This window comes from Erwinia psidii (assembly GCF_003846135.1).
GTDB lineage: Bacteria > Pseudomonadota > Gammaproteobacteria > Enterobacterales > Enterobacteriaceae > Erwinia > Erwinia psidii.
The window spans coordinates 85,713-98,192 of sequence record NZ_RHHM01000005.1; the positions used below are offsets into that span (position 1 = coordinate 85,713).

Genomic DNA, 12,480 nt, shown 5'->3' on the forward strand with positions numbered 1-12,480 from the left:
GCGTTTTTTTCTGCAAGCGCATTGTTAGCCGTGTTCAGCCTGGCAGGCTGCTGTGTATTAATTTTTTGTTTTAATTGCTTTTTGTTGGATTTTTTGCGGGGCGTCTGACCACCCGGCCAATGGGGGACCGGGGAATGCCACAGTGGCACAGCGATTTCTTGTGCCCAGGTATCAAAGTACCGGTTTCCAGTGCATCAGCAGGTCTTCGCGCAACATACTCAGGGCTGTTTTCTGTGTCTTAAGGTCGGCCGCAAAGAATGCGGCATCGAACACGTCCCCCATTCTTTGTTTACTGGCTTGAGCCTGGCGTTGCATCCGGTTCGCCTGATCCGGTGAGATATCTGAGTAGCTGAATACCGGCAGCATATTATGAGTCGACGTACCCGGAAGGGGCTGACCGGCGGCGAGTAACGCCCCGGCGTAGCACTCGGCAAGGTGCTGACCACCACGCAACTGGCCGGCTAACCACATCTGCGATTCTGTTCGCTGTGACGCAACCTGCGGATAAATCTGTGCCGCGGCGCTGGAAACTTTTCGGATCGCGTCGTCGTCACCGCTGAAAAAAGCACGGTGCAGGGTGTCTTCCCCCACTTTTTTTTCAATATCCTGTGCGGCCTGGGGCCACGACTTACCGGAGGGCAGTTTGAAGGTGTGATAGGCGTCTTTACCCGAATGCCAGAACCGGCGGGTACTGGGCACTTTTTCCGTCAGATGCGTGGTGAGACCTTCATTCATTGCCTGCCATGAGGGATGTTTTTCGTTACGCGCCCGGAATTCGGGATGGGTATAGCAGTGCACAAACTCATGTGCGGCAACCTCCGCGGGCGGTGTTTGCAACTGAATATTATTACTCAGTTCAACCAGCGATTTTCCGGGGTACCAGCGCCCCTGGACATTTGACGGAAGAGAGTGTGTTATTTCCGCTCTGGCACCGTAGCAGGGACTGTCATCAGGAATATAGTGACTGTAGCGGTCGATGACCGAGTGGTTGCCTGTCTGCAAATGTTCAGCAGTGGCGCGCTGTGCCAGATTGATCGCTGCCCATAGCGTACCGCCGGGATCTTTGGCGAAATCTCCGGGATAAGTGGCTACCCGGTGTCCGGCCAGCAGTGCCAGACTGCCAGTCATCAGTTTGGCAAAAAGGGTAATGGGGTTTGTGGACGCCGGCTGGTTTTGTCGGCAGGCGTCCGGGGCGACGCGTTGTACCGTCTGGTCAGTCGATGCTGTCGGCGTTGATCCTGAGGCATGCAGCCGCAGGTTCGACGGCGAATCCAGTGGCGGTAGTGCCTGCTGACCCCGTGCGGCATCCATACGCATCGGCAGCGGATGGTTATTGCTGACGGCATTCGTGGAGGCGACTTCGCCTGTGGAGTTAATTTTATTCATGTTTACCGTTCCTTAGCTGAAGGTCAGCCGCTGTGCTGCCTGACGCAACGCCATTGCCGTGGCGGAGAAATTGGCCAGAAGACTTTCAAATCGCGTTTTGCTCAGGGTGCTCAGTACCTGCTCGTAGGAATAAACCAGCGTTTTTTCATCGGGATTGATTGTCAATGCGCCCCCACGCAACCGCAGACCGGGGAAAGCATAGGCCAGCATTTTTCTGAGCAGCAGATCGTCCTGCGGGGTATTTTGCAGTGGGGTGATTTCAGCGAGAAAGGTCAGCGATGGGCCATTGACATACAGGGTAAGGGGGATGCCATCAGGTGAGTCAACGGCATGTATTCCCACATTGCCAGAGTCAGTGTGCTGAAGATCGTTAAAAAGTTTCTGCGACGCAAAATAGTTGCTCATGATGGTAACGGCACCGGTAAAATTTGGAATCTGGCACACACGACATGTGCTAAAAAGAAGACCGAAAGCGTGTTTCGCCGGGAAAAATATCTCAGCCAAACCTGCTCTCCAATCCCTGTGCTAAACGCTGTTTTGGTATGTGGTAAGGGATAGCAGGAAAGTTCCCTGAATAAAGATCATGGTCACGGGGCAGTATTTTAAGGGGTTCTGCGGCGCGTATGGCACAGCGAACAGCCCAAGGGGGAAGCGTAAAACGGCCAGCAGTCATCTTCTGCACGCCACAGAAGTGGCGCCTGGCCAGCAACAAAAAAGGCGCAAAAATGCGCCTTTTATCGTTTATCACAACTTACTTAATCTGCATTTTGTTGGTCACTGAAGTAACACCTTTCACGCTGCGGGTGAGAGAAACGGCACGATTAGCCATTTGTGGTGAGCTGACAAATCCACTCAGCTGAACGCGGCCTTTAAAGGTTTCGACGTTAATTTCAGTGGATTTTAATGAATCATCCTGCAGCAATTGCGTTTTAACTTTGGTAGTGATCACCGTGTCATCAAGATAACCGCCGGTGCCTTCCTGCGTTTTTGTCGGCGCACAGGCGCTGACAGAAAGCGCCACAACTGCCGCAACAACCATACTTGTCAGAATTTTCATCAACTTCATTGTTTTCTCCCTGCCATTTACCCATTGGCCTTCGCCGTTATTACAGATTTGCTCTGTAAAAGAAGCTTAGCTCCGGGGACGGAATTAGCAATGTGGAGTAGTAAAAACGGCTGAAAAATAGTGCCTTACCGGTAAAAAGTAGGGCACTCAACGACGGTTAGCGGGTGGCGGCTTTCAGGCTGGCGACAAAGCTTTTCAGCTCCGCCAGCAAGGCGGGCGGATTGGCGTGATTTTTTTCAATAATTCTGACAATCGCCGAGCCGGAGATGGCGCCAGCTGCACCTGCTTCAATGGCCTGTTTTACCTGGGCTGGCTCAGAAATGCCAAAACCCTGGATCGGTGGGGCGGCATTAAACTCCCGCAGTCGCGTGACCAGATGTTGCAGAGACAGACTTTCACCACGTTGTTCTACACCGGTCACCCCGGCGCGCGACAGCAGATAGGTATAGCCACGACCATGAGAGGCGATCTCACGCAGAAGATCGTCATCAGCATTGGGTGGGCAGATAAAAATTGGCGCAATATTATGCCGCATGGCTGACTGGCGGAATGGGGCAGACTCTTCAACCGGCACATCCGCCACCAGTACGGAATCAATACCGACCTGCTCGCAACGGGTATAGAAGTTATCAATGCCATTAGAAAAGACCAGATTTGCGTACATCAACAAACCAATCGGGATTTCAGGATATTTCTGGCGCACGGCACTCAACAGTTCAAAACAATGTGACGGTGTCACGCCAGAAGCAAAGGCGCGCAGGGTCGCGTTCTGGATAGTTGGGCCGTCGGCCAGCGGATCGGAAAAGGGGATGCCCAGCTCCAGCGCATCGGCTCCACCTTCGATCAGCGCATCAATAATTTGCAGCGAAAGCTCCGGCGTCGGATCGCCAAGGATAACAAAGGGAACAAAAGCGCCTTCTTTACTGGCGCTCAGACGTTTAAACAGCTGATCATAGCGTTCCATCAGATTTCTCCTTTGGCTGTCAGAATATCATGGACGGTGAAAATATCTTTGTCGCCACGCCCCGAAAGGTTAACCACCAGAAGTTGCTCTTTTTCCGGGGCCTCGCGCATCATTCTCAGCGCATGAGCCAGCGCATGGGAAGATTCCAGCGCCGGAATAATGCCCTCGCTGCGACACAGTATCTTGAACGCATCCAGCGCCTCTTCATCGGTCACTGAGACGTAATCGGCACGACCGCTGCTGTTAAGATGGGCGTGCTGTGGTCCGACCGACGGAAAATCCAGCCCCGCAGAAATGGAATAGGACTCTTCAATCTGTCCGTCTTCTGTCTGCATCATTGGTGCTTTCATGCCAAAGTAGATACCGACCCGCCCATGCTTGAGCGGTGCACCGTGTTCGCCGGAGTCAATACCGTGCCCGGCAGGTTCAACGCCGATCAGGCCAACCGCAGGTTCATCAATAAAGTCGGCAAACATGCCAATTGCATTGGACCCGCCGCCAACACAGGCAATCACCGCGTCCGGGAGGCGACCCTCTTTTTCCTGTATCTGTGATTTGGTTTCTTCACCGATCATCCGCTGGAATTCCCTTACGATGGTTGGAAACGGGTGCGGACCCGCCGCGGTACCCAGCATGTAGTGAGCACTTTCATAGCTGCCGGACCAGTCACGTAATGCCTCATTACAGGCATCTTTCAGCGTAGAGGAACCACTGTGCACCGGGATCACCTCAGCCCCCATCAGCTTCATGCGGAATACGTTAGGTGACTGACGTTCAATGTCTTTTGCGCCCATGTAAATACGGCACTTCAGACCAAGCAGGGCGCTGGCCAGCGCTGACGCCACGCCATGCTGACCGGCGCCCGTTTCGGCGATAATTTCGTTTTTACCCATGCGTTTCGCCAACAGGGCCTGGCCTAATACCTGGTTGGTTTTGTGCGCACCGCCATGGAGCAGATCTTCACGTTTAAGATAGAGCCGGGTTTTTGTCCCCTTGGTCAAATTCTGACATAAGGTCAGCGCTGTCGGACGGCCTGCATAGTTCTTCAGCAGATCGTTGAACTCAGCCTGAAAGGCAGGGTCACGCTGTGCGCTGACAAAAGCCTCTTCCAACTGACGCAGGGCGGGCATAAGGATTTGCGGCACGTACATGCCACCAAATTCGCCAAAATAGGGGTTCAGTAAGGTCATAATGCTTCTCTTTTCGCTAAACGAAGCAGCCAGAGCTGCTCCATACGGTCAGTACGCTCTCAGTGTCTGAAAAACTGAGGCAATCTTCATGGGATCCTTGATCCCCGGCGCGCTTTCCACACCGGAATTAAAATCCAGACCGGCACAACCAAGGCGGGCTGCTTCGACGCAGTTATCGGCACCGAGACCACCTGCCAGCAGCACATTGTCCAGAGATTGTCCGGCCAGCAGGGTCCAGTCAAAGCGCTGGCCGCTACCACCGTTACCGCTGTCAAAGACATAGCGGTCCACATCGGACCAGTCGCGTGCTGGCAGGGCATCATTAATACTGAACGCTTTCCAGATTTTGGTTGCGGCAGGTAACCGGCGTCGTAATTCGCTCACCCATTGCTGGTCTTCATCGCCGTGCAGCTGTACGGCATCCAGCTGGAGGTCGGTTGCAATCGTGACAACGTAACTTAAGTCATTATTACGGAAAACACCGACATACCTGAGTACCGCACCACTCATTACTTCTCTGGCGGTATCCGGTGTAATTTTGCGCGGTGAGCTGTCAGCAAAAATCAGCCCACCATAAATTGCACCAGACTCCAGAGCACTTCGCGCATCTTCTGCCCGGGTGAGGCCGCAAATTTTATTGTCACCCATAATCACACGACGCACGGCGGCAGTCAGATCATCCTCCGCCATCAGTGCTGAACCAATCAGAAAGCCGTTGGCGAAGTGGCTCAGTTCACGCACCTGTGCATAGCTGTTAATACCCGACTCGCTGATCACCGTCACGCCATGTGCCACGCCCGGCGCCAGTCGGCGGGTACGTTCAAGGTCAATCGACAGGTCACGCAGGTCACGGTTATTGATCCCCACCACTTTTGCACCCAGTGCGGTAGCGCGTTCCAGTTCTTCTTCACTGATGACTTCAGTCAGCACACCCATGTTGAGACTATGAGCCACTGCCGAAAGCTGGCGATACTGTTCATCTGTCACCACTGAGAGCATCAGCAAAACAGCATCAGCCTGATAGTAGCGTGCCAGGTAGATCTGATAGGGATCGATAATAAAATCTTTGCACAGCACCGGTTGAGTGATGGCCGCACTGACGACAGGCAAAAAATCAAAGCTTCCCTGAAAATATTTTTCATCGGTCAGCACGGAAACGGCGGAAGCATAGTGCCGGTATACGCCAGCAATGGTTGCAGGGTCGAAATCTTCGCGGATCAATCCTTTTGACGGTGAGGCCTTTTTACATTCCAGAATAAAGGCGGTACGGGCACCCTGCAATGCATCATAAAAGCTGCGCGTGGACGGCGTTATTTGATTTTGAAAGGCAGGCAGTGGCTGTTTCTGCTGACGCTCTGCCAGCCAGACTGCTTTGTCCTGCACAATCCGGGTAAGTACGGTTTCCTGCATGATTATCCTCTTGCTGCCAGAGCGACAACGCGTTGGTAGGCCTCACCGCTGCGGATAGCTTCCAACGCCTGCCGGGCATTTTGTTTCAGATCTTCATTGCCAAAAATTTTCAGCAACAACGCCACGTTCGCCGCGACGGCCTCTTCATGTGCACGTTGGCCTTTACCCTGGAGCAATCGTGTCAGAATGTCACGGTTTTCTTCAGGCGAGCCACCGGCCAGAGCCTCCTGGGGCCATGCACTAAGACCGAAGTCCTCAGGCGTAAGCTGATAACTGGTGATCTCACCGTCGCGCAGTTCGGCTACGTGGGTGGCACTGTGAAGCGCCACCTCATCCATGCCGCCTCCGTGGACCACCGCAGCCCGCTGATATCCCAGGATCCGAAGCGTTTGCGCAATGGGCAATACCAGCTCAGGGCTGTAGACACCAATCACCGCCAGAGGCGGCCGGGCGGGATTGATTAACGGGCCGAGGACATTAAACAGAGTGCGGGTTTTCAGTTGTTTTCGTACCGGCATCGCGTGGCGAAAACCGGTGTGATAATGCGGCGCAAACAGAAAACAGACATTGAGATCGTCCAGCGCCTGACGAGCCTGTTCTGCGGGCAACTCCAGACTGATGCCAAAAGCTGCCAGCAGGTCGGACGATCCCGATTTACTTGAGACGCTGCGGTTGCCGTGCTTCGCCACTTTCAGCCCACAGCTGGCGGCGACAAAGGCGCTGGCGGTGGAAATATTAATGCTGTTGCTGCCATCGCCTCCGGTACCGACGATATCGGCAAAGGCGTAATCAGGCCGTGGAAAAGGCTGTGCATCGGCAAGCAGTGCGGTGGCCGCGCCAGCGATTTCTTCCGGCTGTTCGCCGCGTACTTTCATGGCGATCAGCGCGGCGGCCAACTGCGTTGGCTCCAGCTGGCCGGTCACTATTGCGGAGAACAACTGTTCGCTTTCGCGACGTGTCAGCGTGTGTCCCTGGTAAAGTTTTTCGAGGATGGCGTTCATCGTTGCTCCTTGTTATGTGGTCAGCGCCCATGCGAGGGTCTGTTCCAGCAGACGAGCACCCTGGCTGGTAAGGATCGATTCGGGATGGAACTGGAAACCGCAGACACGATCTGCATCGTGACGAACGGCCATCACCATACCATTGAATGTGGCGTTTACTACCAGTTCAGTCGGCACATTACTGCCCACCAGGGAATGATAGCGGGCCACAGGCAGTGGATTGCTCAACCCGGCAAACATACCAACGCCGTCATGAGTAATGGAAGACGCTTTGCCGTGCAGAATTTCGCCCGCCTGACCAACATGACCACCGTAGGCTTCCACGATGGCCTGATGGCCCAGACAGATACCAATAATTGGCAGACGGCCCCGCAAACGCTTAAGCAGTTCTGGCATACAGCCTGCCTCAGACGGCGTGCCAGGTCCCGGTGATAACATTAATACGGGGTTTTCCATTGCCTGAAGGCATTCAGTCAGGACTTCAGCCGGAGCGCTATTGCGATAAATCAACACGTTATGACCAAAGGCACGTAACTGGTCGACGAGGTTGTAGGTAAATGAGTCAATATTGTCGAGCAGCAGAATATCAGCCATCAGAAAATCTCCTTGCAGTGGTGAGCCGTGGCAATGGCGCGTAGTACCGCGCGAGCTTTATTACGGCTTTCGTCGGCTTCTGCCTGCGGTACAGAATCCAGCACCACTCCCGCGCCGGCCTGCACAGTGGCAATGCCACCCTCCACATACGCGGAGCGGATAACGATACAGGTATCAAGGTCACCGGTAGCGGTAAAATATCCCACGGCGCCGCCATAGCTGCCACGCCGGGTACCTTCCGCCGCGGCAATCAGCTGCATGGCACGCACTTTCGGCGCGCCACTCAGCGTGCCCATATTCATGCACGCCTGATAGGCGTGCAGTACGTCAAGATCCTCTCGTAATTGTCCCACCACGCGGGAGACCAGATGCATAACGAAAGAGTAACGATCAACCTTAGTGAGATCCGCCACGTAGCGGCTGCCGGGCTTGCAAATTCGTGCCAAATCGTTACGCGCAAGGTCAACCAGCATAAGATGTTCTGCCAGCTCTTTATGGTCCGTGCGCATTTCCAGTTCAATACGGCTGTCCAGGTCTCGATCCAGCGAACCGTCGGCATGGCGTCCCCGTGGACGGGTACCGGCGATCGGGTAGATTTCAATCTGCCGCGTGGTGGCATCGTATTTCAGCGAGCTTTCCGGTGAAGCACCAAACAGGCTGAAATCCTGATCCTGCATAAAAAACATATACGGGCTTGGGTTGCTGTTTTTCAGTGTGTCATAGGCTGCCAGTGGAGAAGGACAGGGCAGTGAGAAGCGGCGGGATGGCACCACCTGAAAAATCTCCCCGATCCGAATCTCCTGCTGTAACTGAGTGACCACCTCACAATATGCTTCATCGCTCTGATTGCAGCTCAGTGTCATTGTTTCAAGATGCTGAACTGGTAAAGGATGAGCGGGTTGCAACATCTGGGCATGTAACGCTTCAATACGGCTTTGCAGGCGTAAAAATTCGTCGGGTGCGCCAGTAAAGAGGCTGGCCTGCAGGCGTGCTGTCTGGCTCTGATGGTCGATAACCAGCAACGTTTCCGCCAGATAGAAGCAGTAATCCGGGCAGGCCTGCTGGTTATCAAGTGCTGGCAGGTCTTCGAATCCGGCCACCAGATCGTAGGCAAACAGTCCACCAAGGAGCATGGCTTCACGTTCATCCTCCGGGCAGTTGAAAAGCTGAGGGATCAGACGCAGGGCATCAAAAACGGAGGTCGATTTGAGTCGCGAATCCTCATCCTGGACTTCACTGTTGGCAGGAAAAGTCAGTTCAACGCCGTCTGGCCGCCGTGCAGGGATAACATGGGGCGGCAGAGCATCAATCATCAGTGGCAGAATCGCCCGCCCATTTTCTGACAATGCCTGCACGGATACGGAGTCACCCAGTGCTTTAATTCGCAGAGCACTGTCGACAATAAGCAGGCTTTTCAGGTTGCGTTTGCTGTCAATATCAGCCGATTCCAACAGCAGCGTGGCCGGGCGTGCACCGCACAGCTGATGAAAAACAGCAGCCGGATCGTCGCGGTAGGGGGCGTTACCGGTGATCAGTTTCATTCCAGGTTTGGCATTTTGCATCAGGTTAGTCTCTGAAATTTGCTAAAAAAAAACCCGCTGGCGGCGGGCTGGGTATCTGCATTTTCGCGGGTTGCGTGCATCACTCTTTCGCCCATTCAGGGAAAGCTACGCCACCATGGTGCGATCATTGTATAGATTACTGTCATCATTGCGATACCCTTGAAGGTGAACTTGTGTACTAGTTAACTGGTTCATGGCGAAAATGTCAATACCCTTTTTCCCGATAATAAAATCCAGCTATCATGCGGCAACGTATTCTCCGCTGAAACGGGAGCAGCTTTGAACGATTCAATCCCGGAAATCCCCTGGCCTGTGTACGATCTCCACAGTCATACCCTGGCTTCTGATGGCTTACTGACGCCAGAGGAGCTTGTGCTGAGAGCCGTTGCGCATCGGGTATCGGTGTTGGCCATTACCGATCACGACACGGTTGAGGGTATTGCGCCTGCCCGTGATGCCATTGCGAGACACAAACTTCCGCTGCACCTGATTGCGGGGGTGGAGGTGTCAACGCTGTGGGAAAATCATGAAATTCATATTGTTGGTCTTGGCGTTGACTGCCAGCATCCGGTGCTGAGCACATTTCTCCAGCAGCAGACCGACTGCCGGATGGCTCGCGCAGAATTAATTGCCGCAAGGCTGGAGAAAGCCCATATTGCTGATGCCCTCGCGGGGGCGCTGGCGCTGGCAGAAGGTGGCGCGGTGACGCGTGGACATTTTGCCCGCTTTTTGATTGCGCAGGGCAAAGCAGACAACATGGCGCAGGTGTTCAAAAAATACCTCGCCAAAGGGAAAACCGGCTACGCCCCGCCGCAGTGGTGTACAATGAAACAAGCCGTTGATACCATTCATCATTCTGGTGGTCGTGCCGTGCTGGCCCATCCCGGACGATATGGTTTGTCCGCCAAATGGCTTAAGCGTCTGCTCACCTGTTTCTGTGAGGTGGGTGGTGACGCGATGGAAGTGGCACAATGCCAGCAGGCGCCCAACGAGCGTAATCAGCTGGCTCGTTATGCTCAGGACTTCCAGCTGGCTGCATCACAGGGTTCTGATTTTCATCAGCCCTGTGCGTGGATCGAGCTGGGTAAGAAATTATGGCTTCCGGGAGGCGTTGAGGCAATCTGGCAGCGTTTTCCTGACATTACACAGGTTTGAGCACCCAATGTGCGGCAAACGAGAGGGTAGTTATGAGTCAGTTTTTTTATATTCACCCGGAAAATCCGCAACCGAGGCTGATCAACCAGGCGGTTGAGCTACTCAACAAAGGCGGGGTGATTGTTTATCCGACCGATTCGGGTTATGCGCTGGGGTGCAGGCTGGAGGACAAAAACGCGATGGATCGTATATGTCGTATCAGGCAGTTGGAAGGGGACCATAACTTTACCCTGGTCTGTCGCGATCTGTCAGAGCTGTCCACCTATGCGCATGTTGATAACACGGCTTTTCGTCTGATCAAAAACAACACGCCGGGAAACTACACGTTTATTTTGAAAGCAACCAAAGAAGTTCCTCGCCGTCTGATGAGTGAAAAGAGAAAAACGATTGGCCTGCGTGTACCGTCAAATCAGATCTCTCTTGCGCTGCTTGCCGCGCTGAATGAACCTTTGATGTCGACGTCCCTGATGCTTCCGGGAAATGATTTCACCGAGTCAGACCCGGAGGAGATACAGGATGCCATTGGTAAACGGGTGGATTTAATTATTCACGGTGGCTACCTTGGGCAGAAACCAACGACGGTTATTGATCTGACTGAAGATACGCCGGTTGTGATGCGGGAAGGGGTGGGCGATATACAACCTTTTATGTAGCGGTTCAGTAAAAGTGCGCTTATCACAAGCGCACTATCGTTTACGTTCTGCGGGGATGGCGCGATGATCAGCAGACAGCCGCTAAATAAATGGCGTTAAGCTGCTGTTTGAATGCGACAGGATCGTGATCCCGTCTTATTCTTTCCAGCGCCTGTACAGATTTGTTAACAACCGACTGCCGGGTTTCCAGGGCAGAAATAATATGCGTCTTGAGCTGTTCAGTTATTGCCTGTCTTAACGTATTTTTTGCGTTCTCACTATCAACGACGAATTCATACATATCGCTCAACGGACAGGTAATTAGCCATCCGGCCGATTCTGGATTGATCTCAGCCAGTGCACGTACATTGGTGGTGATAACCGGACAGCCACTTGCCTGCATTTCAAGAACGGAAAAACCATAGGTATCCTGCCAGGTAGGTAAAAGCCCCACGTCACTCCCTGCAAGCAGTTTCATTACTTCTGCATTGGGCAGGCTGTTGTGGTGTATGAAAAAAGGATATTTTGCAATGCACGCTTCAATATGACGGTGAAAATCTGCCGTATCCTGCCAGTCCCGATGGGCGATATTGTGTTTTCGGGACAGGTCGCCAATCAGATTGACCTGAAGGTGGTCGCCGTTGATTAACCCTGCATCGGCCAGAGCAGAGAAGGCCAGAACCACCTCAGCGCCACCTTTACGGTAAAACTCATTACCTACAAAGGTAAAAATCAGCTTACCGTGGTTAACTTCGCGTGGGATTGTCGCCAACAGAGCCTGTGGAGGATGCAAAACGCACAGTTTGTCATTGAGTATTTTTTCCCACGCAGGAAATGAGGTCAGCAGTTTTTTCTGGATCTGACGGGTTGCTTCCGAGATGGCGATGAGCCGGACGCAGGACTTCTCAGCTGCCAGCCGCAGCAGCTGATGGAGTTCGGGGTTTTTTGTCTTAGCCACGCCGGGAACGGGCAGTACCCTGGGGATTTCCGTTTCGAAGGTCGCTATCCAGGGTGTGGATGTACTGGCGACCTCATTGAAAAGATGAATAACTTTGACATCAGCCGGTAACATGCCTGGCAGTGGCTTAAAAATGAACTTTTTATTCTTTTTCAGTAATTTATTTCTTATTGCATTGATATAAAGATAAGTATTTTTCTTTTTGCAATTAACATAGTCGTTTTGCGGGTCGACGACGATGTTTCTTTGCTCAGGATAACCCATGCTGCTGATCGCAATTTTCATAATTTCCCTGACATTTCGTTATCATTTCGAGAGGATGGCCCTGTTAAGTCTCTTAAACCATCTATTAGCTATTCTTAACGGTTTACACTAAATTTAGCCGTCTGATAATAGGATTTTTCCTTACCCTTGCGTACAACCTTAATCACCGCTGACCACCGCGTAATATTACGGGTTACATCCTTAATGACTTACGGTATAATGGCGTGAACATATAAACTTAAGTTATTGATTTTTAAGTGTATATAAATAAATTCGACGCCTGGGAAGGCGACAAAGA

General features: G+C 52.8%; 10 protein-coding genes and 1 pseudogene. 2 read left to right on the forward strand and 9 right to left on the reverse strand.

Translation table 11 applies throughout. From position 1 onward, the window contains the following. Positions 1-171: 171 nt before the first annotated feature. From EB241_RS07880 to EB241_RS07920, 8 genes and pseudogenes are all read right to left on the reverse strand, one after another. On the reverse strand, positions 172-1,386 hold the full coding sequence (locus EB241_RS07880; RefSeq protein WP_124232650.1) for a type III effector: 1,215 nt from the start codon (positions 1,384-1,386) through the stop codon (positions 172-174). 12 nt (positions 1,387-1,398) lie between these two features. Continuing rightward, positions 1,399-1,791 (reverse strand): CesT family type III secretion system chaperone, encoded by a 393-nt coding sequence (locus EB241_RS07885; RefSeq protein WP_124232651.1) that lies wholly within the window; start codon positions 1,789-1,791, stop codon positions 1,399-1,401. Positions 1,792-2,137: 346 nt separating this feature from the next. Beyond that, positions 2,138-2,452 (reverse strand): BON domain-containing protein, encoded by a 315-nt coding sequence (locus EB241_RS07890; RefSeq protein ID WP_124232652.1) that lies wholly within the window; start codon positions 2,450-2,452, stop codon positions 2,138-2,140. 157 nt (positions 2,453-2,609) lie between these two features. Next, positions 2,610-3,416, reverse strand: coding sequence for a tryptophan synthase subunit alpha (trpA, locus tag EB241_RS07895; protein ID WP_124232653.1), 807 nt, complete (start codon positions 3,414-3,416; stop codon positions 2,610-2,612). Then, the gene (gene trpB, locus EB241_RS07900) at positions 3,416-4,609 is read right to left on the reverse strand and encodes a tryptophan synthase subunit beta (protein WP_124232654.1); all 1,194 of its coding nucleotides are present in this window, start codon (positions 4,607-4,609) and stop codon (positions 3,416-3,418) included. The genes trpA and trpB overlap by 1 nt, the downstream gene beginning before the upstream one ends. A 45-nt stretch (positions 4,610-4,654) precedes the next feature. Continuing rightward, positions 4,655-6,016 carry a bifunctional indole-3-glycerol-phosphate synthase TrpC/phosphoribosylanthranilate isomerase TrpF gene (trpCF, locus tag EB241_RS07905; RefSeq protein ID WP_124232655.1) on the reverse strand — a complete coding sequence of 454 codons (1,362 nt, stop codon included), beginning with the start codon at positions 6,014-6,016 and terminating at the stop codon, positions 4,655-4,657. A 2-nt stretch (positions 6,017-6,018) separates the two neighbouring features. Next, positions 6,019-7,611: pseudogene (trpD, locus tag EB241_RS21385) on the reverse strand (bifunctional anthranilate synthase glutamate amidotransferase component TrpG/anthranilate phosphoribosyltransferase TrpD). Then, positions 7,611-9,173 carry an anthranilate synthase component 1 gene (locus tag EB241_RS07920; protein ID WP_124232658.1) on the reverse strand — a complete coding sequence of 521 codons (1,563 nt, stop codon included), beginning with the start codon at positions 9,171-9,173 and terminating at the stop codon, positions 7,611-7,613. Before EB241_RS07920 ends, trpD begins: the two are co-directional and overlap by 1 nt. A gap of 279 nt (positions 9,174-9,452) precedes the next feature. On the opposite strand from EB241_RS07920, the gene rnm reads away from it, so the two are divergent. Together rnm and EB241_RS07930 are read left to right on the forward strand one after the other, a co-directional pair. After that, on the forward strand, positions 9,453-10,328 hold the full coding sequence (rnm, locus tag EB241_RS07925) for an RNase RNM (RefSeq protein WP_233592564.1): 876 nt from the start codon (positions 9,453-9,455) through the stop codon (positions 10,326-10,328). 32 nt (positions 10,329-10,360) lie between these two features. Continuing rightward, positions 10,361-10,981, forward strand: a complete 621-nt coding sequence (locus EB241_RS07930) for an L-threonylcarbamoyladenylate synthase (protein WP_124232659.1) — start codon at positions 10,361-10,363, stop codon at positions 10,979-10,981. Between the two features lie 67 nt (positions 10,982-11,048). Here EB241_RS07930 and EB241_RS07935 read toward each other — a convergent pair whose 3' ends face one another. Next, on the reverse strand, positions 11,049-12,203 hold the full coding sequence (locus tag EB241_RS07935) for a glycosyltransferase (protein ID WP_124232660.1): 1,155 nt from the start codon (positions 12,201-12,203) through the stop codon (positions 11,049-11,051). Between the last annotated feature and the right edge of the window lie 277 nt (positions 12,204-12,480).

Coding starts and splice junctions, on each gene's coding strand:
- EB241_RS07880 (WP_124232650.1), bottom strand. CDS start 1,386: ATGAATAAAATTAACTCCACAGGCGAAGTCGCCTCCACGAATGCCGTC.
- EB241_RS07885 (WP_124232651.1), bottom strand. CDS start 1,791: ATGAGCAACTATTTTGCGTCGCAGAAACTTTTTAACGATCTTCAGCAC.
- EB241_RS07890 (WP_124232652.1), bottom strand. CDS start 2,452: ATGAAGTTGATGAAAATTCTGACAAGTATGGTTGTTGCGGCAGTTGTG.
- trpA (WP_124232653.1), bottom strand. CDS start 3,416: ATGGAACGCTATGATCAGCTGTTTAAACGTCTGAGCGCCAGTAAAGAA.
- trpCF (WP_124232655.1), bottom strand. CDS start 6,016: ATGCAGGAAACCGTACTTACCCGGATTGTGCAGGACAAAGCAGTCTGG.
- EB241_RS07920 (WP_124232658.1), bottom strand. CDS start 9,173: ATGCAAAATGCCAAACCTGGAATGAAACTGATCACCGGTAACGCCCCC.
- EB241_RS07930 (WP_124232659.1), top strand. CDS start 10,361: ATGAGTCAGTTTTTTTATATTCACCCGGAAAATCCGCAACCGAGGCTG.
- EB241_RS07935 (WP_124232660.1), bottom strand. CDS start 12,203: ATGAAAATTGCGATCAGCAGCATGGGTTATCCTGAGCAAAGAAACATC.